The organism is Nocardioides sp. NPDC054178, from assembly GCF_055585005.1.
Genome location: NZ_JBVJKY010000004.1, coordinates 320,323 through 344,451, shown reverse-complemented (window position 1 = coordinate 344,451; position 24,129 = coordinate 320,323). Strand labels below are relative to the sequence as shown.

20 protein-coding genes are annotated in these 24,129 nt (G+C 71.3%); 13 read left to right on the top strand and 7 right to left on the bottom strand.

Annotated features, from left to right (window positions below; translation table 11 throughout):
- Positions 1 to 1,635, bottom strand: a complete 1,635-nt coding sequence (locus ACZ6WN_RS17560; protein ID WP_465866306.1) for an ABC transporter substrate-binding protein — start codon at positions 1,633 to 1,635, stop codon at positions 1 to 3.
- 133 nt (positions 1,636 to 1,768) lie between these two features.
- Between ACZ6WN_RS17560 and ACZ6WN_RS17555 the strand changes: the two genes are divergently transcribed.
- The 4 genes from ACZ6WN_RS17555 to ACZ6WN_RS17540 are packed head-to-tail and all read left to right on the top strand — an operon-like array spanning position 1,769 to position 6,536.
- Positions 1,769 to 2,875, top strand: coding sequence for a hypothetical protein (locus ACZ6WN_RS17555; RefSeq protein ID WP_465866305.1), 1,107 nt, complete (start codon positions 1,769 to 1,771; stop codon positions 2,873 to 2,875).
- A gap of 28 nt (positions 2,876 to 2,903) precedes the next feature.
- Entirely contained in the window at positions 2,904 to 4,013 is a 1,110-nt protein-coding gene (locus ACZ6WN_RS17550) for an LLM class flavin-dependent oxidoreductase (RefSeq protein WP_465866303.1), read from the top strand.
- Positions 4,010 to 5,236, top strand: coding sequence for an MFS transporter (locus ACZ6WN_RS17545; protein WP_465866302.1), 1,227 nt, complete (start codon positions 4,010 to 4,012; stop codon positions 5,234 to 5,236). Before ACZ6WN_RS17550 ends, ACZ6WN_RS17545 begins: the two co-directional genes overlap by 4 nt.
- A 22-nt stretch (positions 5,237 to 5,258) precedes the next feature.
- Positions 5,259 to 6,536, top strand: a complete 1,278-nt coding sequence (locus ACZ6WN_RS17540; RefSeq protein ID WP_465866300.1) for an NtaA/DmoA family FMN-dependent monooxygenase — start codon at positions 5,259 to 5,261, stop codon at positions 6,534 to 6,536.
- A 7-nt stretch (positions 6,537 to 6,543) separates the two neighbouring features.
- On the opposite strand, the gene ACZ6WN_RS17535 is transcribed toward ACZ6WN_RS17540, so the two are convergent.
- On the bottom strand, positions 6,544 to 7,902 hold the full coding sequence (locus ACZ6WN_RS17535; RefSeq protein WP_465866299.1) for an FAD-binding oxidoreductase: 1,359 nt from the start codon (positions 7,900 to 7,902) through the stop codon (positions 6,544 to 6,546).
- Positions 7,899 to 8,630, bottom strand: a complete 732-nt coding sequence (locus ACZ6WN_RS17530) for an alpha/beta hydrolase (RefSeq protein ID WP_465866298.1) — start codon at positions 8,628 to 8,630, stop codon at positions 7,899 to 7,901. Before ACZ6WN_RS17530 ends, ACZ6WN_RS17535 begins: the two co-directional genes overlap by 4 nt.
- Before the next feature lie 127 nt (positions 8,631 to 8,757).
- On the opposite strand from ACZ6WN_RS17530, the gene ACZ6WN_RS17525 reads away from it, so the two are divergent.
- The 9 genes from ACZ6WN_RS17525 (at position 8,758) to ACZ6WN_RS17485 (ending at position 20,533) form a co-directional block, all read left to right on the top strand.
- Positions 8,758 to 9,633: a LysR family transcriptional regulator gene (locus ACZ6WN_RS17525; RefSeq protein WP_465866296.1), complete on the top strand. Its 876-nt coding sequence runs from the start codon at positions 8,758 to 8,760 to the stop codon at positions 9,631 to 9,633.
- Positions 9,634 to 9,754: 121 nt separating this feature from the next.
- A complete protein-coding gene (locus ACZ6WN_RS17520) occupies positions 9,755 to 10,987 on the top strand; it encodes an LLM class flavin-dependent oxidoreductase (protein WP_465866294.1) in 1,233 nt (410 codons plus the stop codon).
- Positions 10,984 to 12,183: an acyl-CoA dehydrogenase family protein gene (locus ACZ6WN_RS17515; RefSeq protein WP_465866292.1), complete on the top strand. Its 1,200-nt coding sequence runs from the start codon at positions 10,984 to 10,986 to the stop codon at positions 12,181 to 12,183. The genes ACZ6WN_RS17520 and ACZ6WN_RS17515 overlap by 4 nt, the downstream gene beginning before the upstream one ends.
- Positions 12,184 to 12,218: 35 nt before the next feature.
- Positions 12,219 to 13,862, top strand: a complete 1,644-nt coding sequence (locus ACZ6WN_RS17510; protein WP_465866291.1) for an ABC transporter substrate-binding protein — start codon at positions 12,219 to 12,221, stop codon at positions 13,860 to 13,862.
- A 5-nt stretch (positions 13,863 to 13,867) separates the two neighbouring features.
- The gene (locus tag ACZ6WN_RS17505; protein WP_465866289.1) at positions 13,868 to 14,896 is read left to right on the top strand and encodes an ABC transporter permease; all 1,029 of its coding nucleotides are present in this window, start codon (positions 13,868 to 13,870) and stop codon (positions 14,894 to 14,896) included.
- Positions 14,897 to 14,898: 2 nt separating this feature from the next.
- A complete protein-coding gene (locus ACZ6WN_RS17500; RefSeq protein WP_465866287.1) occupies positions 14,899 to 15,744 on the top strand; it encodes an ABC transporter permease in 846 nt (281 codons plus the stop codon).
- 14 nt (positions 15,745 to 15,758) lie between these two features.
- Positions 15,759 to 17,414 carry a dipeptide ABC transporter ATP-binding protein gene (locus ACZ6WN_RS17495; protein ID WP_465866286.1) on the top strand — a complete coding sequence of 552 codons (1,656 nt, stop codon included), beginning with the start codon at positions 15,759 to 15,761 and terminating at the stop codon, positions 17,412 to 17,414.
- Positions 17,411 to 19,702: a molybdopterin-dependent oxidoreductase gene (locus ACZ6WN_RS17490; RefSeq protein ID WP_465866284.1), complete on the top strand. Its 2,292-nt coding sequence runs from the start codon at positions 17,411 to 17,413 to the stop codon at positions 19,700 to 19,702. The genes ACZ6WN_RS17495 and ACZ6WN_RS17490 overlap by 4 nt, the downstream gene beginning before the upstream one ends.
- A 12-nt stretch (positions 19,703 to 19,714) precedes the next feature.
- Complete coding sequence (locus tag ACZ6WN_RS17485) at positions 19,715 to 20,533, top strand: sulfurtransferase (protein WP_465866283.1); 819 nt, start codon at positions 19,715 to 19,717, stop codon at positions 20,531 to 20,533.
- A 31-nt stretch (positions 20,534 to 20,564) separates the two neighbouring features.
- Here ACZ6WN_RS17485 and ACZ6WN_RS17480 read toward each other — a convergent pair whose 3' ends face one another.
- The 4 genes from ACZ6WN_RS17480 to ACZ6WN_RS17465 all read right to left on the bottom strand — a co-directional run bounded on the left by ACZ6WN_RS17480 (position 20,565) and on the right by ACZ6WN_RS17465 (position 23,806).
- Positions 20,565 to 21,779 carry a PrsW family intramembrane metalloprotease gene (locus ACZ6WN_RS17480; protein WP_465866281.1) on the bottom strand — a complete coding sequence of 405 codons (1,215 nt, stop codon included), beginning with the start codon at positions 21,777 to 21,779 and terminating at the stop codon, positions 20,565 to 20,567.
- Positions 21,776 to 22,372, bottom strand: a complete 597-nt coding sequence (locus ACZ6WN_RS17475; protein ID WP_465866280.1) for a hypothetical protein — start codon at positions 22,370 to 22,372, stop codon at positions 21,776 to 21,778. The genes ACZ6WN_RS17480 and ACZ6WN_RS17475 overlap by 4 nt, the downstream gene beginning before the upstream one ends.
- Before the next feature lie 244 nt (positions 22,373 to 22,616).
- Positions 22,617 to 23,042 carry a VOC family protein gene (locus ACZ6WN_RS17470; protein ID WP_465866278.1) on the bottom strand — a complete coding sequence of 142 codons (426 nt, stop codon included), beginning with the start codon at positions 23,040 to 23,042 and terminating at the stop codon, positions 22,617 to 22,619.
- A gap of 50 nt (positions 23,043 to 23,092) precedes the next feature.
- Positions 23,093 to 23,806 carry a TetR/AcrR family transcriptional regulator gene (locus ACZ6WN_RS17465; protein WP_465866277.1) on the bottom strand — a complete coding sequence of 238 codons (714 nt, stop codon included), beginning with the start codon at positions 23,804 to 23,806 and terminating at the stop codon, positions 23,093 to 23,095.
- Between the last annotated feature and the right edge of the window lie 323 nt (positions 23,807 to 24,129).

Sequence of the window (24,129 nt, the reverse complement as noted above, 5' to 3'; positions counted from 1 at the left end):
CTACTCCGCCAGCCAGGTGTCGTAGAGCCAGGACCGGGCCGTCGACTCGGTGGCGAACCCCTGGACCTTGTCGGAGAGCCCGAAGACCTGGGTCTCGTCGTAGAGCGGGATCGAGTACGCCTGAGAGAAGATCCGATCCTCGACCTGCTGGATCAGGTCCTTGCGGGTCTTCTCGTCGAAGGCCTGGGACTGCTGCTCGAGCAGCTTCTCCAGGGTCGCGTCCGGCTTGGTGAAGCCGGCCGAGTTCTGCTGGTTGATGCTCCAGGACGTACGCAGCACCCCGGCCTCTGCGGTCGAGGTCTGCCCCTGGGAGAACACCCAGTCCGCGGGCGACGCCGCCTCCTGGGCCTGGTAGTCGGTGAGCGAGGGCTGGGTGATCTTCACCTCGATCCCCGCCTTCTTCCACTGCGACTGCAGCAGCTCGAGCACGGACTTGGAGACCTGGTAGAACGGCGCCACCCGGAGGTGGAAGCTGAGCCGCTCGCCGTCCTTGACCCGGACCCCGTCGCCACCGGCCTTCCAGCCGGCCTGGTCCAGCAGGCTCGTGGCCTTGTCGAGGTCGTAGCCGAGGTAGTCGCTCGCGTCCCCGCGCAGCGGCGTCCCCTTGACCAGCTCGCTGGTCGGGATGCCGTAGCTCGGGGAGAGGACGGTCTCGTTGATCTCCTTGCGGTCGGTCGCCGCCTGGATCGCCTGGCGCACCCGCAGATCCTGGGTCGGGCCCGCGGCGCCGGCCTGGATGGTGAGGTCGTTGGTCTCGCCCTGGACCGGGATGGCGACGAGCTTGCCGCCCCCGGCCTCCACGGTCTCTTCGTCGTAGGGCGCGATGTTGCGCGCGATCTGGGCCTCACCCGACTGCAGCGCACCGACCCGGGTGCCGGCCTCGGGCACGGTCTTGTAGACGATCTTCGACAGGTAGGCCTTGCCCTGGTGCGCGGCGCTCTCGGGCGCCCAGTCGTAGTCGTCGCGGCGCTTCAGGGTCACGCCGGTGGTGCCGTCGACCTGGTCCACGACGAAGGGGCCAGTGCCGACCCAGTTCTCCAGGTCGCCCTGGCCGTTGAGGTCCTGCTCGAGGAACGGCCTGCCCAGGATGGAGCTGGCCCGGTAGTTCGAGAGCACCTGCAGGAACGCCGCGTTCGGCTTGCTCAGCTCGACCTTCACGGTGTGCTCGTCGACCGCGGTCGTGCCGGCGTAGTCGGTCCAGAACGGGTCCTGAGGGATCCCGAGCTTCTCGTCGCCGTTGCCGTGCTGGTCGAAGTTGAGCTTGACGGTCTCGGCATCGAGCGGGTCGCCGTTGCTGAAGGTGACATCGTCGCGCAGCTTGAAGGTGTAGACGAGGTGGTCGACACTGACCTCCCAGCTCGTGGCGAGCCAGGGCTCGAAGTCGCCGGTCTCGGGGTCCTGCCAGATGAGCCGCTCGGCGAGGTTGCCGGTCACGTTGCTGTTGGACCACAGCGAGTTGGTCGGCGCCCACGCGGCGTAGTCGACGGGGTCGAAGAAGGTGAGCGTGCCGCCGTGGACGGGCTCGCCCGCCTCCCCGCCCGCGGCGGAGGTGCCGCCGCAGGCGCTCAGCACGCACGCCGCCGTCGCCGCGACGGTGACGGAGGCGAGCAGCGTACGAAGTCTCTTGGTGTTCATCTCGTGGTGGGTCCTTCGCTTGGTGGGGCCGGCTGACGTGTCACCCGAGTGGTCGTCCGAATTAAGTGCACTGAGTCTATCGACTTTATTTTTCTAGTATTCTTACTGTCTCAAAACCAGCTGAGGAGTCTCGATGCCATCGGTCACCACCCCACCGCTCACCGGCGCAGCAGCCGTCGACGCCGCCGACGACCACCCCCTCGTGATCGCCACGAGGGAGTACGCCGAACGGGTGCTCCGCCCGGGGGCGCTCGAGACCGACGCCACCCAGGTCGGCTCCGGCGTGATCGACGACCTGCGCCGGCTCGGGCTTCTCAACCACCTGGCGCCACGGGTCTACGGGGGCGCCGAGGCGGATCGGCCCGTCGACCGCCGCATCCACGAGATCCTCGCCGGCGCCTGCTTCAACACCTGGCTGGTCTGGGCCCAGCACGCGCCGAGCATCGCCCGGCTCTCCGGGTGGCGCGGCCAGAACCCCGACACCGAGCACACGCTGGTCGACGCCGTCCTGCGCGGCGAGCTCCTGGTCGGGGCGGGCATCAGCGACGTACGCCGCTTCCCCGACCGCTACATCACCGCCCGGCGCGCGCCGGGCGGGTGGGTGTTCAACGGCACGGTCTCCTGGGTCAGCGGCTGGGGTCTCAACTCGGTGCTGCTGATCGCCGCCGTCGACGCGGCCACCCAGAACGTGGTGCTGGCGCTGCTCCCCGTCGAGGAGCGCACCACCGCCAGCCCGCTCCATCTCGGCGCCGTCGCCGGCAGCCGGACCGAGCGGGTCGACCTGGCCTCGGTCACGGTGCGCGACGAGAACGTGCTCGAGGTCGTTCCGCTGGAGCAGTGGCGGGCCAAGGACGTCGCCGCGGCAGCCGACGCCCGCTCCCACCACTTCGGCCTGGCCGCCACGGTGCTCGAGGAGCTGGCCGCGGAGTCGCACCCGCTCGCCCGCGAGGTCGCTACGGTCTGGGCACCCCGGGTGGCGGACATCCGCGAGCGGGCCTACGACCTCATCGACCGTGCCGACGGCGGCGAGAGCATCGCCCTCACCGACCGGCTGGACCTGAAGGTCGCCAGCGGCCACGCCCTCACCAGCCTGACCCAGGCCCTCGTCATCGCCCGCTCCGGGCGCGGCCTGGCCGGCACCAGCACCGCCCAGCTGCACGCCCGCTCGGCCCTCTTCGTGCTCGTCCAGGGCCAGACCGACGCCGTCCGCGAGGCGCAGCTGCGCGCCTTCGCCGCCTGACCCCGCCCCACCTTCCGAGGAGAACCTCATGACCCAGTCCCCCACCTCCACCACGTCGTCCGGGCCCGAGCAGACCCGGTTGTGGTACATCCCCAACCAGTCCGAGCCGGGCCACCGTGGCGACGACCAGGTCACCGACCACAACACCCTCGAGACCCTCACCGGCCACGCCCGCGCGCTCGAGGAGCACGGCTGGGACGGCGCTCTCCTCGGCACCGGCTGGGGGCGCCCGGACACCTTCACCGTGGCCACCGCCCTGGCGGCGCGCACGACCACCTTCCAGCCGCTCGTCGCGGTCCGCCCCGGCTACTGGAACCCCGCCAACTTCGCCTCGGCCGCGGCCACCCTCGACCACCTCACCGGCGGCCGGGTCCGGGTCAACATCGTCTCCGGGCAGGACCACCTCGACGCCTACGGCGACAACGCGGCGTACGCCTCTGACCAGGCCGCCCGCTACGGGCGGACCAAGGAGTTCCTCCAGCTGGTGCGGCGGCTGTGGACCGAGGAGGACGTCACCTTCCGGGGCGAGCACTACTCGGTCACCGGCTCCACGATCACCCCACGTATCCAGGTGCGCGAGGGACGGCCGCACCCCAAGCTCTACTTCGGCGGCGCCTCACCCGCCGCCGAGCGGGTGGCGGCGACCGAGGCCGACGTGCAGCTCTTCTGGGGCGAGCCGCTGGCCGGGGTCGAGGAGCGGATCGGGCGGCTCCGGACGCTGAGCGATGAGCTCGGCCGGGAGCACCCGCCGCTGGAGTTCGGCCTGCGGATCACGACCTTCGTCCGGGACACCACCGAGGAGGCGTGGGCCGACGCGGAGGCCAAGGTGGCCCGGCTCGCCGAGAGCGCCTCCCAGCGACAGTGGACCGGCAACCGCCGCACCGCGGTGGGCCAGCAGCGGCTCTTCGATCTCGCCGAGCGGGGCGAAGTGCTCGACGACAACCTCTACACGACACCCGGCAAGGTCGGCGGCGGAGGCGCCGGCACCACCTGGCTGGTGGGCTCGGCCGAGGACGTCGCCAAGTCGCTGCGCAAGTACGCCGACCTCGGCATCACCCACTTCGTGCTCTCCGACACCCCGTACCTCCCCGAGATCGAGCGACAGGGCCGGCAGCTGCTTCCGCTGCTGCGCGGATGACGGCGAACGCCACCGGCCTCACCCGCTCACCCCTCGCGCACGACGGCTCCGGCCCGATCGCTCGACGCCTGATCTGGGTCTTCGTCATCACCAACACCGTCGGCTACGGCGCCCTGATCCAGACCGTCCCGGTCCTGCTCCTGCCGATGGCTCGCGACCTCGAGGCCTCGCGCACCGCGGTCGCCGGCGCGACGACGCTCGCCATCGTGGTCAGCGCCGTCGCCGCCATCCCGGTCGGCTCGCTGCTGGACAGGTACGGCGGGCGGGCCCTGATGTCGGCAGGCTCGGCGATCGGCGTGCTCGGTGTGCTCGTCTGCGCCCGGGCGGAGGACCTGCCGACGCTCTACGCCGCGTTCGTGCTCGTCGGTCTGGCGCTGGCGATGTCGACCTACGAGGCGGCCTTCGCGGTGCTGGTGGTCGCGACCGAGGCCGACGGGCGCGACCGGGCCTTCGTCGTCGTCACCATGCTCACCGGCCTGGGCACCAGCCTCTACTACCCGCTCACCGGGTGGCTGGAGAGCCAGCTCGGCTGGCGTACGACACTGCTGGTGCTCGCCGCCTCGCTGGCGCTCATCGCACTCCCGGCCCACCTGTGGGCGCTGCCCGGGCGGGCGGCGCACGCGCGCCGGATCGTGGCACGCACCGGCCTACGGGTCGGGCATGCGGTGGGCAGCGTACGTTTCTGGCTGCTGCTGCTCGCATTCGTCGCCCAGGCGGGCGCGACCTCGGCGTTCCTGGTCGCGATGGTGACCTACTTCCGCGACATCGGCTTCTCGGCCGGCGTCGCGTCCTCGCTCCCGCTGGCGGTCGGGCTCCTGCAGATCAGCTCCCGGCTCGCGCTGGCGCCGCTGGCCGCTCGGTTCGGGATGGGGAGGGTGACCGCGGCGTCCTTCGCGATCCAGGGCGTGGGCCTGCTCGCTCTTCCGCTGGCCGGGACGTCGGTGCCGTTGACCCTGGCCTGTGTCGCCTGCTTCGGGCTGGGTTACGGGGTCAGCGTCGTGGCGAGGCCCTCGATCATCGCCGACGTCTTCGGGGTCGCTCACTTCGCCAGCATCCTCGCCGTGATGACCGCTCCGATGGCGCTCGCCCGCGCCGGCGCCCCGCTGGGCGCGGTCTGGCTGGGCGACTGGAGGTTCCTGGTGGCCGCCGGCACGATGACCCTCCTCTCGGCGGTCGCCCTGATCCCGGTGGCGAGGCGTGGACACTCGAGGTATAACGAGTAATTCAAGTGCTTTACTTGTCTATGTGACCGAGCGACGCACACTCAAGACCGTGGCCGGCTCCGGCGGCCAGCACTGGGGCATCTACGACCTGGCTCTCGACCCGACCCGCTCCACGATGGCCGACGCCGCGAGGATCGCACCGCGCGCGGAGGCGGCGAAGGTCGACGCGCTGTTCCTGGCCGACCTGCTGCAGTTCGGCAACCAGGGCGCGATCGGAGCGCAGGAGCCGCTGATCTTCATGGCCGCGCTCAGCCAGCTGACGAGCCACACCGGGCTGATCACCACGGTCTCCTCGACCTTCAACGACCCCTTCACGCTGGCGCGCCAGTTCGGCACCCTCGACCACGTCAGCAACGGACGGGCCGCGTGGAACGTCGTCACCTCCGCCTTCGGCGAGGAGAACTACGGGTACGCCGAGATCCCCTCCCCCGAGCAGCGCTACTCCCGCGCCGAGGAGGTCCTCGAGGTCACCCACGCGCTGTGGGACAGCTGGGAGCCGGGCGCGCTGCAGGCGACCGAGGGCGCGGCCAGGCTCGACGCCGGCAAGGTGCACCGCATCGACCACCACGGCGAGCACTTCGACGTCGCCGGGCCGCTCAACATCCCGCCGCTGCCGCAGGGGCGGCCGGTGATCTTCCAGGCCGGGCAGTCCGAGGGCGGCGTACGTCTCGGGGCACGCTTCGCCGAGGTCGTCTTCACCTCGCTGCCGACCATCGAGGTCGCCCAGGAGTTCACCGGCCGGATCCGCTCGCTGGCCGCGTCCTTCGGACGACGCGAGCGGCCGCTGATCTTCAGCTCCCTGCACGCCACCTATGGAGCCACCGAGGAGGAGGCCCTCCGGCTCACCCGGGAGCGCACCGAGTCGATCGACCTCGACGCCGGCCGGGCCCGCCTGGAGAGCATGCTCGGTGACGTCGACCTCTCCGGGGTCGGGCTCGACGAGACCCTCCCGGAGTCGCTGCTGCCCGAGATCACCGGCATCAACCGCCGTCGCGGCCGCGTCGAGATCTTCGCCGCCTGGGCGCGTCAGGGCCGCACCCTGCGCGACCTCGTCATCGCCGCCCAGGACACCGGCCACTGGGCCGAGACCGGCACCCCCGAGCAGATCGCCGACGCGATCGAGGAGCGCTACCGGCTCGGAGTGCTCGACGTGGTCAGCGTCGGCGACCTCGGCGAGGACCGCACCCACGACTTCGTCGCCAACGGACTGCTGCCCGAGCTCCGCCGCCGCGGGATCGTCGGGAGCGACTACCTCGGCGCGACGCTCCGCGACAACCTGGAGCTGCCGTTCGTGCGGTGAGCCCGGGTCAGTAGGCCTTCCCTGGGTTCAGGATCCCGCGCGGGTCGAGAGCCGCCTTGATGGCGCGGTGCACGCCGAGCGCGTCCGGGCCGATCTCGCGGGCCAGCCAGGAGCGCTTCAGCAGGCCGATGCCGTGCTCGGCGGTGACGGTGCCGCCGAGGTCGAGCGCGATGCCGAAGATGTCGTCGCCGGCGGCGAGGACCTCCGGGGGCACCGGGCCGGCCGGGTAGCCGATCAGCGGGTGCAGGTTGCCGTCTCCGGCATGGGCGAAGGAGTAGATGCGTACGCCGCGACGCCGGGCGACCTCCTCGACGCGGGCGAACGCCTCGGCCAGGCGGGAGCGAGGCACGCAGATGTCCTCGATGAGCACGGAGCCCTGGGTCTCGATGGAGGGCAGGGCGAGGCGGCGGGCTTCCACGAGCCGCGCCGAGGCCTCCTCGTCGACGCCCTGCTCGATCCAGGTCGCCTCCTTGCCGAGCACGGCCGCGATGGCCTCGATCTCGGGCTCCGCGGCCGGGCCGTCGGCCTGGGCGATGACCAGCGCTCCACCCCGCGCGGCATAGGCCGTCCGCTGGGCCTCGTCGACGACCTGGAGGGTGGCCTGGTCGAGCAGCTCGAGCATCGCCGGCTCGCGTCGGTCCTGGGCCAGCGCGGCGCAGGCCCGCGCGGCGGCCTCCACGCCGGCGTACGCCGCGGCCACGGTCAGGGTCCGCTCGGGACGAGGTCGCAGTCGCACCGTCGCGCCGACGACCACGCCGAGGGTGCCCTCGGAGCCGACGAAGAGGCCGGTGAGGTCGAGGCCGGCGACACCCTTCAGCGTCGCCCGGCCGGTGCTGATCAGGGTGCCGTCGGCGAGCACGACCTCGAGGCCGAGCACCGAGTCACGGGTGACTCCGTACTTCACGCACCGCAGCCCGCCGGCATTGGTGGCGATGTTGCCGCCGATCGTGGAGATCGCGGCCGAAGCCGGGTCCGGGGCATACCGCAGGCCGTGCTCGCCCGCGACCCGGTCGAGGTGGGCGGTGATCACACCGGGCTCGACACGGGCGGTCTGGTCGACCGGGTCGAGCGAGACGATCCGGTCCAGGCCGCTCACGTCGAGCACGACCGCGCCGGGTGCGGCGACCGCCCCTCCGGCCAGGCCCGTGCCGGCGCCACGGGGCACGACGGGTACGCCGTGCTCGAAGGCCAGCCGGAGCGTGGTGCGGACATCAGCGACCGAGGTCGCCCGGACCACGACGTCGGGCGCTCCCTCGGCCACGATCCCGGAGCGGTCGACGGCGACGGCGGCACGGTCGGCGGTCGCGGTCGAGGCCGCCGGAACCGCGGCGGTCAGCTCACCCAGAAACCTCTCGGGCAGGGTCACCGGCCGACCTGCCGCACGATGACCGGGAGGTCGGCGCCGAGCTTGAGGCGCTCGAGGAAGAGGATCACCGTGGCCGCGACGGAGCGGTGGGTGACGTCGTTGAGGATGTCGTGCCGGCCGCCCTCGACGACATGCTGCTCGACGCTCGAGGCGCCGACCCACGGCTTCAGCGCCTCCCCGACCGGGGTGACCTGGTCGTCGCGGCCGTGGACGACCAGCAACGGGACCGGCGGCACGCTCAGCGAGACCTCCTGCCACGGCAGCGGGGTCGCCAGGGCGCCGCGTGCGAAGCCGGCATCGGCGGAGATCGTCCCGCGGTAGGTCGGGCAGGCGCTGCGCGCCTCGAGCTCGTCCTCCCACACCTCGTCCGGCTCGCCTCCCGACCCGGGCAGCGCGAGGCCGGCGATCACGGCGCCGTCGGCCGGCAGCTCACCGACCAGCAGCGCGGCGAGGGTGGCGCCGGCGTCGGAGCCGACCAGCACCTTGGGCGCGGGCAGCTCCTCATCGGACAGCAGCGCCGAGACCGAGGTCCGGGCGGCGTCGAGGTCGGCCAGGTCGACCTCGACGACCCGCACCTTGTAGGCGTCGACGGAGATCCGGCGGCCGAACCGGGCGTACGTCGCCGCGGTCTCGCCCCTTCCGGTGAGCAGGATCAGGGTGCCGCGCGGAGCGATCCCGTCGGGCTCGTCCCACGCGTGGGGCACGTCGGTCACGGCGATGGCAGTCATGCCCACCATGCTCGGGGCGGCCGGCCGGTGGCGTCCAAGTCCAATCTGCTCACCTGATCCATCGGCGATCGTGATCGGTATCTGAGAGGGCCCACCACGAACCCCGCGCAGGCCTCACACTGGATATATGAGTATTTCGCTGGACATTGAGCACCTGCGTACGCTCGTAGCCATCGCCGAGAGCGGCGGGTTCACCAAGGCAGCGGCGGCGAGACACATCAGCCAGCCCGCACTGAGCCAGCACGTACGCCTGCTCGAGCGCACCCTGAAGCGCCGCCTCTTCGAGAAGGACGGCCGCACCATGCGGTTCACGCCCGACGGCGAGCGGGTGCTGGTCGAGGCGCGCAAGATCCTGGCCACCCACGACGCCTCGCTCGCGCTCCTCGAGGTCGCCAACCCGACCACGATCACCGTCGGCTGCGTCGAGCACGCCGTCGAGCAGATGCTCCCCGAGCTCCTGCGCACCCTGACCCAGGCGTTCCCCGAGACGGGCACCCGTTTCGAGATCGGCCGCTCGACCCAGCTCTACGACTCGGTCGCCAAGGGCTCGGTCGACCTCGCCTTCGTCCTCGACCCCAGCGGCCAGGCCGCCGGCCACGAGGTCGGCCTCCTCCCCCTCCACTGGTACGCCGCACCCCACCGCGAACCGGCACCGGACAAGACCTTCAGCCTGGTCGCGTTCGAGGAGCCCTGCGGCCTGCGCGAGCGGGCGCTGGCACTGCTCGCCGAGGCCGGCCACCAGGTCGAGGTCACCGCGACCTCGACGACCCTCGAAGGAGTCCTGGCAGGCGTACGCGCGGGTCTCGGGACCGCCCTGCTCCCCGGCATCGGCGGCAGCCCGCGCGGCATCCAGGAGCGCACCGGCCTCCCGGCGGCAGGCGCCGCCCATCTCCGGATGATCGCCCGCCGGGGGCTCGACCCCGAGATCGAGGAGACCGCGCTGGTCGCCGGGCGCGACTTCCTGGCCGGAACCCCGAACCTGCGCCTGATCAGCAACGCATAAGCCAGCGCGAAGGATTCACATCCCACATTCCTGTTGGACGCCGTGACCTCGACACACCAGCATTAATGACTAAGTCAGTGGACTTTCTCGACTGAACCGTGCGCCCCGGAAGGAACCCCTCGTGACCACCCCAGTCTTCGACGCCCAGATCCCGGCGACAGCTTCACCCAAGGTCGAGTTCATCAGCCTCTCGCACCTCAACCCGTCCACCGAGCTGAACCCGGTCAAGGTCCCCCACGGCATCGACCTGGACTACTTCAAGCGCTACGTGGCCACGCTGGAGGAGCAGGAGTTCGACTACACGCTGCTCCCCTACGGCTCGGGCTCGGCCGACTCCTTCATCACCGCGGCCGCCGTCGGCACGCTCACCGAGCGGATCCGGCCGATCGTCGCACTGCGCCCCAACACGACATTCCCGCTGGTGGCGGCCCAGAAGCTGGCCACCCTCGACCAGCTCACCCAGGGCCGCGCGGTCGTCCACCTCATCTCCGGCGGCTCCGACGACGAGCAGCACCGCCAGGGCGACTACGAGCCCAAGCCGCGGCGCTATGCCCGCACCGGGGAGTACATCGACCTGCTCCGCCGCGCCTGGACCGAGAAGGAGCCGTTCAGCCACGACGGCGAGTTCTACCGGTTCGAGGACTTCGGCCCCGGCTTCGCCACCTACTCCGGCGCACCGGTCCCGATCTCCATCGGCGGCCAGTCGCAGGAGGCCTTCGACATCGGCGGCACCCAGGCCGACATCTTCTCCTTCTGGGGCGAGCCGCTGCCGGAGCTGCGCACCGAGATCGACCGGGTCAACGCGATCGCGGCCGCTGCCGGGCGGCCGAACCCGCGCATCTGGGTCACCTTCCGGCCGATCGTCGCCGCGACCGACGCGGAGGCCTGGGAGAAGGCCTACGACTACATCGGCAAGATCGGCGCGACCTACGAGAAGGCCGCCTACTTCGCCCGCCGTCACCAGTCGAAGGCCACCAACATCGGCTCGGTGCGTGCCCTCGAGTTCGCCGGCGCCTCCGAGCGCTACGACCGCGCGCTGTGGACCCGCACCGCGGCCGCGACCGGCGGCCAGGGGGCCTCCACCGCCCTGGTCGGCAGCCCGGAGACCGTCGCGGCCGCGATCCTCGACTACGTCGACGCCGGCGCCGACCTGGTCTCCATCCGCGGCTACGACACGCTCGCCGACGCCACCGACTACGGCAGGCACGTCCTCCCGTTGGTGCGCCAGGAGATCGCCCACCGCGAGGCCACCGGGCACCGCGGCAGCCTCCAGTCCGAGCACCTCGGCTACTACAGCGACGACTTCGTCGCCGCCGCGGACAGGGCTGCGGCGCTCGAGGGTGCCGGCGCATGACCGCGCCCGACGACACCGGCAACGGGACGTACGCCCTTCCGGTCCCGGACCTCTCCGAGTCCGCGCTCGCGCAGGTCACAGCGGAGATCGCCGAGCACGCCGCCGACTACGACCGCTCCGGCGCGGTGCCGGTCAAGGGCCTGGAGGCAGCTTGGCGCGCGGGGCTGGTGACCGCGACGGTCGGCAAGCGCTACGGCGGCCCGGGAGTCGGCACCATCGACGCCGTCCGCATCGTCCAGGCCATCGGTGAGGGCGACCCGTCGGTGGCGCTGATCGTGACCAACACCCTGATGGCGCACGCCGCCCAGGCCGAGCTCGGTGGCTGGTACGCCGAGCACTACGACGACCTGCTGCGCCGCTCGACCACGGAGCCGGCGTTCGTGAACGCGATCCGGGCCGAGCCCGAGCTGGGTGCCCCGGCCCGCGGCGGGATCCCGAAGACCATGATCACCCGCACCGAGAACGGCTGGCGCATCGACGGCCACAAGGCGTACGCCACCGGCGGGACCGCCCTGACCTACCACAGCGTCTGGGCCACCGCCGACGAGCCGGACACGCCCGCGCACCGGCCCAGGGTCGGGCACGTCACCGTCCCCGGCGACGCCGAGGGCATCACCTGGGTCGAGACCTGGGACCACCTGGGCCTGCGCGCCTCCAACACCCACGACGTCGTCTACGACGGGGTCGAGGTGCCGTACGAGGCGTTCCGCGAGATCCCGCGGCAGCCCGACGGCTCCTACCGTGACCCGGCGGCCACGGCCGGCCCGGGCGGCTTCGCGCATCCCGCGCTCTACATCGGCGTGGCCCGCGCAGCCCGGTCGGCCTTTGCCGAGTTCGCCCGCACCCGGGTGCCCAGCGCGCTGGGGAAGCCCATCGCCGAGACCGAGCGCATCCAGGCGGTCGCCGGCGAGATCGACCTGCAGATCGCGACCGCCGAGACCCTCGCCTACGGCACCCTGCGCCGGCTCGAGGCCGGCGACGAAGCGGTCCTCCCCCAGCTCTCGGTGATCAAGGTCGCCATCGCCAGGGCCGTCGTCTCGGCGACCCAGACCGCGGTCGCCGCTCTCGGAAACCCGGGCCTGACCCGCAACAACCGTCTCGAACGCCACCTGCGCGACGCCCTCTGCATCCGGGTGCACCCGCCGCAGGAGGACTTCGCCCTCGTCCAGGCCGGCCGACGCGTTCTCGGCGCGTGAGTCACCCACCCCCCGCACATCACCGAAGGAACCCCATGAAGATCGCCCGACCCGTCTCCCGCCTCGGATCCTGGCGCCGCAAGGTCGCCCTCGCCGCGGTCGCGGCCACCGCCGCGGCCTCGCTGACCGCCTGCGGCAGCGCCTCCTCCGGAGCCTCGAGCGACGGTCAGCTGACCTTCCTGCTCGACTCCCTCGGCAACTCCTGGGTGCCCAACACCTCCTCGATCTCCAGCTTCCAGGGCAACGTCTACAGCCAGATCTACGACAAGCTCGTCTACGTCGACGACCAGGGCGAGATCTCGCCCTGGATCGCGGAGAAGTGGGAGAACGACGCGGACTACACCTCCTTCACCCTCCACCTGAAGAAGGGCGTCACCTTCTCCAACGGCGACCCGCTCGACGCCGCCGCCGTGGTCGCCAACCTCGACTACTGGGCCAAGGGCCAGCCCGACCAGGGCATCGCCCCGATCAGCCTGTTCCCCAAGACGTACGCCGGGTCGAAGGCCGTCGACGAGACCACCGTCCAGGTGAGCTTCTCGGCTCCGACGCTCGGCTTCATCCCCACCCTCGGCTACGCCGCCAGCGCGCTGTTCGCCCCCGAGGCGATCGCCGGCACCGCCGAGGAGCAGGCCGAGCTCTCCACCAACTACGGCTCCGGTCCGTACGTCGTGAAGTCGTGGAAGGCCGACGACAACGTCGTCCTGGAGAAGCGCGACGACTACGAGTGGGGTCCCGAGGCGCTCGGCAGCACCGGCCCGGCGAAGATCGAGCAGATCACCTACAAGGTCAGCCCCGACGCCGCCGTCCGCACCGCCGCAGTGCAGTCGGGCCAGGCGCAGGTCGCCTACAACCCGACACCGCAGCAGATCTCGGACCTCAAGGGCCAGGGCTTCAGCGTGCACACGCCGGTCTACCTGGGCTTCGCCTTCGGCTGGGCGCTCAACACCAAGACGGCGGTCTTCAAGGACCTCAAGGTGCGCCAGGCGGTCCAGCACGGCATCGACCGCGACGAGATCATCGACACCGTCTACACCTCCGACTGGAAGCCGGCGACCTCGTTCTTCAACGACACCGTCCCCGGCGTCTCCGACCAGTCCGCGGAGTTCGGCCACGACCCCGACGCGGCGGCGAAGCTGCTCGCCGAGGCCGGCTACACCAAGGGCTCGGACGGCATCTTGGCCAAGGACGGCAAGCGGCTGGAGTTCACGCTCTACTCCAACCCCTACCTGCCCACCTCCAAGCAGGTCGACCAGCTCATCGCCGCGCAGCTGGGCAAGCTCGGCTTCAAGGTGAGCGTGCAGACCTACGACGTGATCACCTACGGCGAGAAGATCACCGTCGGGGCTCCGAACGTGGCCGCCTACGAGGTCACCCGCTCGATCGGTGACGCCTCCACCGCCGCCAACGTCTTCACCGACGCCGACAGCGGCGAGAACTGGTTCGGCATCGGCGAGTCGGACGCCACCATCAACAAGCTGCGCGACGCGATCCGGGTCGCGACCGATCCCGCCCAGCGCGACGCCGACCTGGCCGAGCTGCAGCGCCACGTGCTCGAGCAGGCCTACTACGTGCCGATCACCCAGATCGTGCAGCGGCCGCTGCTCGCCAGCCCGGACCTGAAGGGCGTCCGGACCGACAGCACGGCGTTCGCGAAGTTCGCCGCGGCGACCATCGAGTGAGTGCCGTGAAGAGCTCCTACCCCGTGTTCGTGCTCCGGCGCGTCGGCCAGGCGGTCGTGGTGGTCCTGCTGGCCTACATCGCGACCTTCCTGGTGATCAGCGTGCTGCCGGGCGACCCGGTCTCGGGCATGCTCAACAACCCGGAGAACGGGTTCTCGCCCGAGCAGGTCGACCAGATCGTCTCCTACTACAAGCTCGACCAGCCCGTCCTGGTGCAGCTGTGGGAGTCGCTGTCGCGCTTCCTCACCGGCGATCTCGGGGTCTCGCTGCGCACCAACCTCCCGGTGGCCCCGATGATCGGACAGGTCGCGGCCTCGACGTTCGCGCTGGCCGGCACCGCGCTCGTCATCGCGCTCGTGCTGGCCTTCGCGGTCGGTTACGGCGCGCACGCGCTGCCGCGCTGGGCCGGCCGGGACCTGCTGCGGGCTTTCCCGTCGCTGTTCCTCTCGGTGCCGAACTACGTGGTCGGGCTGCTGGTGCTGATCTTCTTCTCCTTCCAGCTGCACCTGTTCTCGGTGATCGACTCCGAGACGCCGGTCGGCACCTTCTTCGCCGCGCTCACCCTCGCGATCCCGGTCTCGGCGCAGCTGGCCGAGGTGATCATCGCCAACCTGGACCACGAGTCCACCCAGGAGTACGCCACCGTGGCCCGCTCCCGCGGCCTGACCCAGGCGGGCCTCTTCGTGCGGCACCTGCTCAAGCCGGCCTCGCTGCCGGTGGTCACGGTCATCGCGCTCATCGTCGGCGAGCTGCTCGGCGGCGCCGTGCTGACCGAGCAGATCTTCGGGCGCAACGGGCTCGGCAGCCTCGTCCAGCAGTCGGTGACCACCCAGGACACCCCGGTTCTCCAGGCGGTCGTCTCGCTCTCCGCGGTCGTCTTCGTGGTGGTCAACCTGGTGGCCGACCTCGTCTACCCGCTGCTCGACCCACGCGTACGCCTCACCGAGTCGCGCCCGCGGGCGGCCGTTCCCGCCCCTGGCCGGGCCCCGGGCCCGTTCGCCCCCTCGGGGCTCTCCCTCCGGAAGGCAGGCTGAGGATGAGCGTCGCCACCCTCTCCGAGCCGTCGCTCGACGCACCCCGCGCCGCCGCGCTGCGGCGGGTCCCCCCGAGCGTCGCCGTCTCCCTGCTCTGGCTCGCCGTGATCGTCGCCTGGTCGCTGGCCCCGGGGCTGTTCAGCAGCCATGACCCGGCCGCCGGCGTACCCACCGACAAGCTCCTCGGCCCCGGCGCCGGGCACTGGTTCGGCACCGACGACCTCGGCCGCGACCTCTTCGCCCGGGTCGTGCACGGCTCGGCCTCCTCGGTCAGCTCGGCGCTGATCTCGGTGGCCATCGGGGTAGTCGCGGGCAGCCTGATCGGGCTCCTGGCCGGTTTCCTGGAGGGCTGGGTCGACACCGTGCTCGCCCGGTTCGTCGACGTGCTCCTGGCGATCCCCGGCTTCCTCTTCGCCGTCGTCATCGTCTCCGCGCTCGGGTTCAGGACCGTCAACGCAGCGGTCGCGACCGGTGTGGTCGCGGTCGCGGTCTTCGCCCGGGTGATGCGCGCGGAGGTGATCAAGGTGCGCAAGGCCACCTTCGTGGAGGCCTCCTACCTGCAGGGCGGCACCCGATGGCAGATCCTGCTGACCCACATCCTGCCCAACGCCTCGCGCTCGATCGTGCCGCTGGCGGTGCTGCAGTTCGGCGCCGCGATCCTGGTCATCGCCGGGCTCGCGTTCCTCGGCTACGGCGACCCGCCACCGGCCTCCGACTGGGGCCGTCTGGTCGCCGACGGCGAGAAGTTCCCGTTCGCCCCGTGGATGATCTACGCCCCTGCCGCGGTCATCGTCGCCACGGTCCTCGCCCTCAACCGGATCAGCCGCTGGCTGCGCCGGCCCGCCTGACCTCGGAGCACCCCATGACGAACACGCCTCTCCCCACGACCCCGTCCGCCCTGCTGACGGCTGAGTCGCTCTCGGTCTCCTACGGTCGTACGCAGGTGGTCACCGATGTCAGCTTCGCGCTCTCCGAGGGTTCCAGCCTCGCGCTGATCGGCGAGTCCGGGTCCGGCAAGTCGACGATCGCCCGCTCGGTGCTGCGGCTGCTCCCTCGCGACCTGGGCCGGGCCAGCGGCTCGGTGCGCCTGTCCGGCCGGGAGATCCTCGGCCTGCCCGAGCGGCGCTTCCGGCCGCTGCGCGGCCGCGAGCTCGGCTTCATCCCGCAGGACCCGACCAGCTCGCTCAACCAGGTGCGCACCGTCGGCTCGCAGGCCATGGAGGCCACCCGCCTCCTCGACGGCGAGCGCAGCAGGGCGCAGCGACGCGAGCTCGTGCTCGACACGTTCGCCCGGGTCGGCCTCGACGACCCACGACGGGTCTTCGACTCCTACCCCCACCAGCTCTCCGGCGGCATGCTGCAGCGGGTGCTGATCGGCCTGACCATCATCCCCGAGCCGAGGCTGATCATCGCCGACGAGCCCACCTCGGCGCTGGACGTGACCATCCAGAAGCGGATCCTCGACCTCCTCTCCGGGCTGCGCGAGGAGCGCGGCATCAGCCTGCTCCTGATCACTCACGACCTGGCCATCGCCGCCGACCGCACCGAGGAGATCGTGGTCCTCAAGGACGGCGCCGTCCAGGAGGCGGGACCCACCCGCCAGGTCTTCGCCGCACCGGCCTCCCCCTACGCCCGCAAGCTGCACGGCGACGTACCCGCGCTCAACCCCGACCGCTACGCCACCCTGCGCGACCGCGAGCTCCCCACGGCCGGGAGCCCGAAAATCGAGTTCCGCGAGGTCGGCAAGACGTTCACCGTCGAGGGCCAGGAGCTGCCGGCCGTCTCGGAGGCCTCCTTCACCGTCGCCCCGGGCACCACCCACGCGCTCGTCGGCGAGTCCGGCTCGGGCAAGACCACCGCCGTACGTCTCCTGCTCGGGCTCGAGCAGCCCACCACCGGCGAGGTGCTCGTCGACGGCGAGACGGTCAGCCACCGGAGCCACGCGGACCTGCGTGGCGTACGCCGTCATCTCCAGCTCGTCTACCAGAACCCGTTCACCTCGCTCGACGCCACCTGGCGGATCCGGCACATCGTCCGCGAGCCGCTGGACCGCTACCGCGTCGGCACCAAGCAGGAGCGGGACGAGCGGGTCCGGGAGGCGCTGTCCGCGGTCGGGCTCGACGAGGGGCTGCTCGAGCGGCGCCCCGCGAACCTCTCCGGCGGGCAGCGGCAGCGCGTCGCGATCGCCCGCTCCCTGGTGCTGCGGCCCGACGTGATCGTCCTCGACGAGCCGACCTCGGCGCTCGACGTCAGCGTGCAGGCCGACATCCTCGACGTGCTCCTCGGCCTGCAGGCCGAGCTCGGGCTGACCTACGTCTTCGTCTCCCACGACCTGGCCATCGTGCGGCAGATCGCCCACACTGTCACCGTGATGAACCGCGGCCGGATCGTCGAGCAGGGACCCGTCGACCGCGTCCTGTCGCGCCCGTTCACCGACTACACCCGCGAACTGGTCGCGGCGATCCCCGGCCGGGAGCTCACCGACCACACCGACCGGATCGCCGAGCGGACCGCATGACGCTCTCCTCCAGCGCCCACTGGGGCACCTTCGAGGTCGAGCTCGATCCCGACGGCGAGCTCCTCACGGCCCGGCCGCACGCCGACGACCCCGACGCCTCGCCCGCGATCGGCAACGTGGTGAGCGGCCACCGCCACCGCAGCCGAGTCCGGCGCCCGGCGGTCCGCCGCGGCTGGCTCGACGGCGGACCGGGGCCGAGCGAGCGACGCGGCTCCCCCGAGGAGACGTACGTCGAGGTCGGCTGGGACACCGCGCTCGACCTGCTCGCGGGCGAGCTGCGCCGCGTCGTCGACGGGTTCGGGAACAGCGCGATCTTCGGTGGCTCCTACGGCTGGAGCAGCGCCGGACGGCTCCATCACGCCCAGGGGCAGCTGCACCGGTTCCTCAACCGGATCGGCGGCTACACCCGCTCGGTGAGCGACTACAGCCGCGGCGCCAGCCTGGTGCTGCTCCCCCACCTGATCGGGCAGGCCGCGACGGCCGAGCTCCGCTCGCGGCCGGTCTCCTGGCCCCAGATCGCCGAGCACACCGACCTGCTGGTGACCTTCGGCGGGCTGCGGCGCTCCAACACCTGGGTCGTCCCCGGCGGGCACGACCGCCACCTCGGCACCGCGGCGGCGTCCCGGGTCGGCGAGACCACGCGCGTCGTCTCCCTGACCGCGCAGCACGACGACGCCTATGCCGGTCTCGACGCCGAGTGGGTCGGGGTGATGCCGGGCACCGACACCGCGGTGATCCTGGCGCTGATCCATGTGCTCGTCGCCGACGGTCTCGCCGACGACGCGTTCCTCTGCACCTACACCGTGGGCGCCGACCGGGTCCGCGCCTACGTCCTCGGCGAGCCCGACGGCGTCCCGAAGACACCCGAGTGGGCCGCGGCGATCTCCCGGGCGCCCGCGGAGCGGATCCGGCAGCTGGCCCACGAGATGGCCGCGGGCCGGACCCTCGTCAACGTCGCCTACGCCCTGCAGCGCGGCGAGCGCGGCGAGCAGCCGGTCTGGGCGGCTCTGACCCTGGCCGCCTTCCTGGGTCAGATCGGGCTGCCCGGCGGCGGGTTCACGCACGGCTACGGGTCGATGGGCGACTACGGGGTCGGCGTCGCTCCCGTGCCGCTGCCGACGTTCCCGCAGGGGGCCAACCCGGTCGCCGACCTGATCCCGTGCGCCCGGATCGCCGACCTGCTGCTCCACCCCGGTGAGCCGTTCGCCTTCGACGGCCGGGTCCTGACCTACCCCGAGATCCGGCTCGCCTACTGGGCCGGCGGCAACCCGTTCCACCATCACCAGGACCTCGGCCGGCTGCGCACCGCCTTCGCCCGGCTGGACACGTTCGTCGTCCACGAGACCCACTGGACCCCGACCGCCCGGCACGCCGACATCGTCCTCCCGGTCGCCTCCGCGCTGGAGCGGGCCGACCTCGCCGCCGGCGCGGGCGACCGCAGGCTGCGGACGATGCCGAAGGTCACCGAGCCGCCCGGGGAGGCCCGCGAGGAGCTGTGGATCTACGGCGACCTCGGCCGGCGGCTGGGCACGGATGTCGACGAGGGGCTCACCTCGGACCAGTGGCTGCGCCGGCTCTACGAGGAGTGGCGCGAGCTGCCGACGACACCGGCCGACGTGCCAGCCTTCGACGAGTTCTGGGCCGCCGGCGGGGTGGACCTGCCGCAGGACCGCTACCGGGACACCGTGTTCTCGAGCTTCCGCCACCACCCCCGCAAGCACCCGCTCGGCACCCCGAGCGGCAGGATCGAGCTGTGGTCGGAGGCCATCGACGGCTTCGGCCTCGGCGACCTCGCCGGACACGCCCAGTGGCGCGAGCCCGACCAGTGGTGGGGATCGCCGTCGGCGAAGACGTACGACCTGCACCTGCTGGCCAACCAGCCCTCCCACCGGCTGCACAGCCAGCTCGACATGGGCACGGCCAGCCAGGCCACCAAGGTTGCCGGCCGCGAGCCGATCCGGCTCCATCCCGACGACGCCGCCGCCCGAGGTCTCGCCGACGGCGACCTGGCGCTCGTCCGCAGCGCCCAGGGCACCCTGCTGGCCGGCGTACGCATCACCGACGCCCTGCTGCCGGGCGTCGCGCAGATGCACACCGGCGCCTGGTTCGACCCCAGCGCACCGGAGATCGCCGACTGCGTCAACGGCGACGTCAACGTGCTCACCCGCGACGTGCCCACCTCGTCGCTGACCCAGTCCAACACCGGTGCCCACGTCCTGGTCTCGGTCACCCGTCACGACGGCCCGGCACCGCCCGTACGCGCCTACGAGCCGCCCACCTTCTCCTGAAAGACTTCCCCTGTGAACGTACTCATCGACGCCGACGAGCTCGCCACCGCTCTCGCCTCCGACCGCCCCCCGGTCCTCCTGGACGTACGCTGGCAGCTCGGCGGCCCGCCCGGACACGAGTCCTACCTCGAGGGCCACCTCCCCGGCGCCGTCTACGTCGACCTCGACACCGAGCTGGCCCGCCACGGCGAGCCCACCGACGGCCGCCACCCGCTCCCCGAGCTCCCGGACCTGCAGGCGGCCGCCCGCCGCTGGGGAATCTCCGAGGGTGACACCGTCGTCGCCTACGACGCCGTCGGGAACACCTCGGCCGCCCGGGCCTGGTGGCTGCTGCGCTGGGCGGGCATCACCGACGTACGCCTCCTCGACGGTGCCCTCGGCGCCTGGACCTCCGCCGGGCACCCGCTGGCCACCGACGACGTCGTGCCCGCGACCGGCACGGTGACGCTCACCCCCGGCCACCTGCCCGTGCTGCCGTTCGAGCAGGTCGAGGCGTACGAGGGCCTGCTGCTCGACGCCCGCGCCGCCGAGCGCTACCGCGGCGAGGTCGAGCCGGTCGACCCGAAGGCCGGGCACATCCCCGGTGCGGTCTCCGCGCCCACCGTCGACAACCTGGGCCCCGACGGCCGCTTCCTGCCCGCCGAGGAGCTCCGTGCCCGCTTCGCCGCGCTCGGCGTCGAGGCGGACGCCCCCGTGACCGCCTACTGCGGCTCCGGGGTCACCGCGGCCCACGAGGTCGCCGCGCTGGCGATCGCCGGCTACGACGCCGCGCTCTACCCCGGCTCGTGGAGCCAGTGGAGCAACCACGACCTCCCGGTCGCGACGGGGTAGGCCCAGGACACACGGGCGTGCGCGCGCGTGGTCAAGCCGACGGAGCGGGCTCGGGCGCCTCACGCAGCCTGAGGACCTCGGCTCGGGCGAACTCGACCCGGTCGTCGCTCTCGCCTCCCGAACGGCCGAGTTCGTGCGCGAGGTCGAAGACCGCCTCGAGCACGTGGCGGTTGCGGTGGCGGTGGCCCGGCCCCTGGCCGTCCTTGCGATAGCGCCTGCGCGCCTTGCGGTCTCCCGCTGCCGCGTCGACCTCCGCCTGGGTCAGCACGCCCCGGACGACCTCCGGGTCCAGGATCGGGCGGACGCTGGCGCGCTCCTCGGCGACAGCCATGCCGAAGACCCGGACCACGATGGCGACACCGATCAGTGGCAGACAGCACATCAGAAGGATGATCATGGTGATCGCCGCGCCGCCGCTGAACAGGCTGGCCACGATCGCGCTCTGCCCGTCCCAGACACCGTGCAGCACCATCGCCAGCACGATCAGCCCGATGCCGCGACCGAGCCGACGGGGCTGAGAGGGCAGACCGATCGCGTACACCAGACCGGTGCAGAAGATGGCACTGAACAGGATGTGCGAGCCGATGCCGGAGGCCATCCGTACGGCAAAGGTCCCCAGCGACGCGCCGATCTGGTTGGCCCCGAACTGGGTCGGTGCGGACTGGGCGACGTAGAGGACGTCCTCGAGGATCTGGAACCCCAGGCCGATGAAGGCGCCGGCGACGAAGCCGTCGTACGCGGTCCGCATCACCTGAGGGGCCAGCGCGACGAGCAGCAGGATGCCCAGCCCCTTGCCCCACTCCTCGGTGAACGGAGCGGCGAGGGCTGGGCCCCAGTCCATCGCGAAGGGCTGGCCGAAGAGCTTTGCGTAGATGCTCAGCAAGGCGTCGTTCGCCGGCGCCGCGATCGCGAAGGTCGCCGCGAAGCCGCCCCACAGGAAGGCCATCACCCGCAGCAGCGCGGGCTGGGACGAGTACCGGTCGATGTGCTGGGTGAACCACCAGAACACCGCTCCGTAGACAGCGAAGACGACGAACGCCAGGCCGATCGCGGGCGCGTAGTAGCTGGCCGCGACCGTGCTCAGCAGGTTGTGCCAGGTTCCCCAGATCACGAAGACACCCCAGACCCAGAAGGCGAGGTTGCGGGGCTGGAAGAACGCGAAGCGGGCTCCCCAGCCGTTCTCCGTGATGGCCGTCCTGCGCTCCTGGTCCAAGGCAGCGAGATCGGTCGACGACGTGGTGATCATGCGTCCTCCTCCTCTCCGAACTCGACACTGAGGATCATCTCGGCCACCTGCTCGACGACGTCCTCGTCCGTGCCCGCGGGGCCTGTCGACGTCAGCTGAGCACCGGTGCCGTCATGGAGGAATGCCGCCAGAGCCCCGTCGGCGTCGATGCTGCTGTAGCGCGCCAGCAGACCCTCCTCGCCGTCGGAGCTGCGGATGCCGTACGCATCGCTGGTGATGTGGAACCCGTCGCTGCCGTTGGTGGCGTCGGTCGTCTTCTTGAGCTGTTCCATGAGTCCGCGGAGATCCCCGTCGAAGTCCCCGACGGTGACCGTGAACGAGACCTCCCCCGACGTCAGGACCGTGGTGCGCGGCAGCGATCCGCTGATCGGCTCGTCACCCTCGACGATCCCCGACTCGATGTTCCACCCCGGCGCCGCGACGAACGAGACACCCTTCTTCAGCAGCATCCGGTCACCAGCGGAGGTCTCGTCGTCGTTCGGCAGCGCGGCATCGACCGCCGGAACACCGAAGTGCGCGACCAGCGCGAAGGCCACCACGACCAGGGCCGGACGCAGGGTGCGACGGTCGAGGCCCCACCAGCGGCGTTCCACCGGAACCCAGTCAGGTGGGCGGGAGGGCCCGGCCTTCGAATCGGGAGACGCAGATGCCATGTGGAGATCCTGTCGACTCGTTCTCAACCGGTCAGTCGAGGCCTGGACCCAACCCTAGGATGCGCGCGACCCGAACGGGCTTCATCGACAAAGAAACCGACGATTCTGCAGAGCAACGAATCGAACAGGCGGAAAGCAACGAAAAGTGGCCGACGTCGGCCCCACGCGGTTGCTCCTCTAGCTGCTACGCCCCTGACACCTGGGCCCGCTCGGCCTCCCAGGCAGCGACCTCCGCCTCGGAGCGCAGCACGCAGAGCTGGTTGCCCTCGGGGTCGGCGAAGATCACCCAGCCGGTCCCGGGACCGTACTTGCCGCGATGGTCGGCGATCTGGGTCGCGCCGAGCTCGAGGAGCCGCTCGACCTCTTCGTCGCGGGTGCTCGTGCGCGGGCGCAGGTCGAGGTGGATCCGCTTGGCGGGCAGCTCCTCGTCGGGCACCTCGATGAACAGCAGCCGGTGGCCGGTCTCCGGGTCGAGGATCATGCACTCCTCGTGACCGGGGAGGTTCGGGTCGCCCTCCACGTCGACGTAGCCGAGCAGCGCCTTCCACCACTCCGAGAGTGCGTACGCGTCGTGGCAGTCGATGGTGGTGTGCGAGACGAAGAGGGTCATGCGGACATCGAAACCTACGCGTGCACCCGTGTCCACCGGGTTAGCGGGCCTCAGGCCGGCTCGACGACCTTCTCGTCGATGAACTGCGGGAGCAGGTCGATGGCGATGGGCGCGGCGGCGTCGATCTTCTCCTGCGGCACGTCGCAGATCCGCAGGCAGGTGGCGGCGATCGCCCAGGCCTCGCGGCACGGGATCCTCCGATTCGGGTCCTCGGTGCGCATGTTGATCACGCCCTCGACCTGCTGGATGAGCAGGTCACCCAGCTGCTTGCGGCTGACCGTCGACCGCACCGTCTTCGAGGCGATCTCGCCGGCCAGGTGCGCGTAGTGGCCGGCCAGCTCCGCGTGCTCGTTGCGGAACTCGTCGTAGACCTCGCACTTGGCCACGTCGGGGAGCTGGTAGAGCATGCCGACGTTGTGCGGCACGTCGGCGAGGGTGCGTACGTCGACGAGGACCAGCAGGTAGAGCGCGGTCTCGTAGTCGAGCGGCGGCACCTGGTCGAGGATCTTCTCGACCTTGTCCGTGGTCGGACGGACCGACCGCCGGAGCAGCTCGCCGAGGATCTCGTCCTTCCCCGCGAAGTGGTAGTAGAGGGACGCCTGGCGGATGCCGACCATGTCGGCGATCTCGCGGGTGGACGTCGCCGCGAACCCCTGGGAGACGAACAGCCTCGATGCGGCATCGAGGATCTGATCGCGCGGTGAGGTCGTGCTGGAGTCGGGAACATGCCTAGGGCGGCCGGGCCGAGAACGCCTAGTTGTCATGTTGCCCATCTAACTCCCATCCAGACTTTCAAGGAAGACTTGAAAGGACTTTATCCTCTACAAAATATGAGCCGTAGGACCTATTGGACATAGTTCGATCGGGCTAGGTCCACGATGTGCGTGTTTGCGCCCGCACTCTCGCGGACACCTACACCGGAAGCCCCCATGAACGACTCGGCACCGGGTGGCGCCCTGTGCTTCGGCGCTGTCGTCCGGCTGTTACCCGTCGTCACAGTGGCTAACGACGGTGTGGGTGACAGGTCACGCATCTGTTGGACATTCGTGTCACGCCTGTGGCGACCGCCACATGATCATCGACCGAT

Excerpts from the sequence above, each read along its gene's own strand:
- ACZ6WN_RS17525 (WP_465866296.1), top strand. The coding sequence starts at position 8,758 with ATGAGTATTTCGCTGGACATTGAGCACCTGCGTACGCTCGTAGCCATC.
- ACZ6WN_RS17495 (WP_465866286.1), top strand. The coding sequence starts at position 15,759 with ATGACGAACACGCCTCTCCCCACGACCCCGTCCGCCCTGCTGACGGCT.
- ACZ6WN_RS17545 (WP_465866302.1), top strand. The coding sequence starts at position 4,010 with ATGACGGCGAACGCCACCGGCCTCACCCGCTCACCCCTCGCGCACGAC.
- ACZ6WN_RS17470 (WP_465866278.1), bottom strand. The coding sequence starts at position 23,042 with ATGACCCTCTTCGTCTCGCACACCACCATCGACTGCCACGACGCGTAC.
- ACZ6WN_RS17480 (WP_465866281.1), bottom strand. The coding sequence starts at position 21,779 with ATGATCACCACGTCGTCGACCGATCTCGCTGCCTTGGACCAGGAGCGC.
- ACZ6WN_RS17490 (WP_465866284.1), top strand. The coding sequence starts at position 17,411 with ATGACGCTCTCCTCCAGCGCCCACTGGGGCACCTTCGAGGTCGAGCTC.
- ACZ6WN_RS17510 (WP_465866291.1), top strand. The coding sequence starts at position 12,219 with ATGAAGATCGCCCGACCCGTCTCCCGCCTCGGATCCTGGCGCCGCAAG.
- ACZ6WN_RS17560 (WP_465866306.1), bottom strand. The coding sequence starts at position 1,635 with ATGAACACCAAGAGACTTCGTACGCTGCTCGCCTCCGTCACCGTCGCG.
- ACZ6WN_RS17515 (WP_465866292.1), top strand. The coding sequence starts at position 10,984 with ATGACCGCGCCCGACGACACCGGCAACGGGACGTACGCCCTTCCGGTC.
- ACZ6WN_RS17465 (WP_465866277.1), bottom strand. The coding sequence starts at position 23,806 with ATGACAACTAGGCGTTCTCGGCCCGGCCGCCCTAGGCATGTTCCCGAC.
- ACZ6WN_RS17500 (WP_465866287.1), top strand. The coding sequence starts at position 14,899 with ATGAGCGTCGCCACCCTCTCCGAGCCGTCGCTCGACGCACCCCGCGCC.
- ACZ6WN_RS17555 (WP_465866305.1), top strand. The coding sequence starts at position 1,769 with ATGCCATCGGTCACCACCCCACCGCTCACCGGCGCAGCAGCCGTCGAC.
- ACZ6WN_RS17530 (WP_465866298.1), bottom strand. The coding sequence starts at position 8,630 with ATGACTGCCATCGCCGTGACCGACGTGCCCCACGCGTGGGACGAGCCC.
- ACZ6WN_RS17550 (WP_465866303.1), top strand. The coding sequence starts at position 2,904 with ATGACCCAGTCCCCCACCTCCACCACGTCGTCCGGGCCCGAGCAGACC.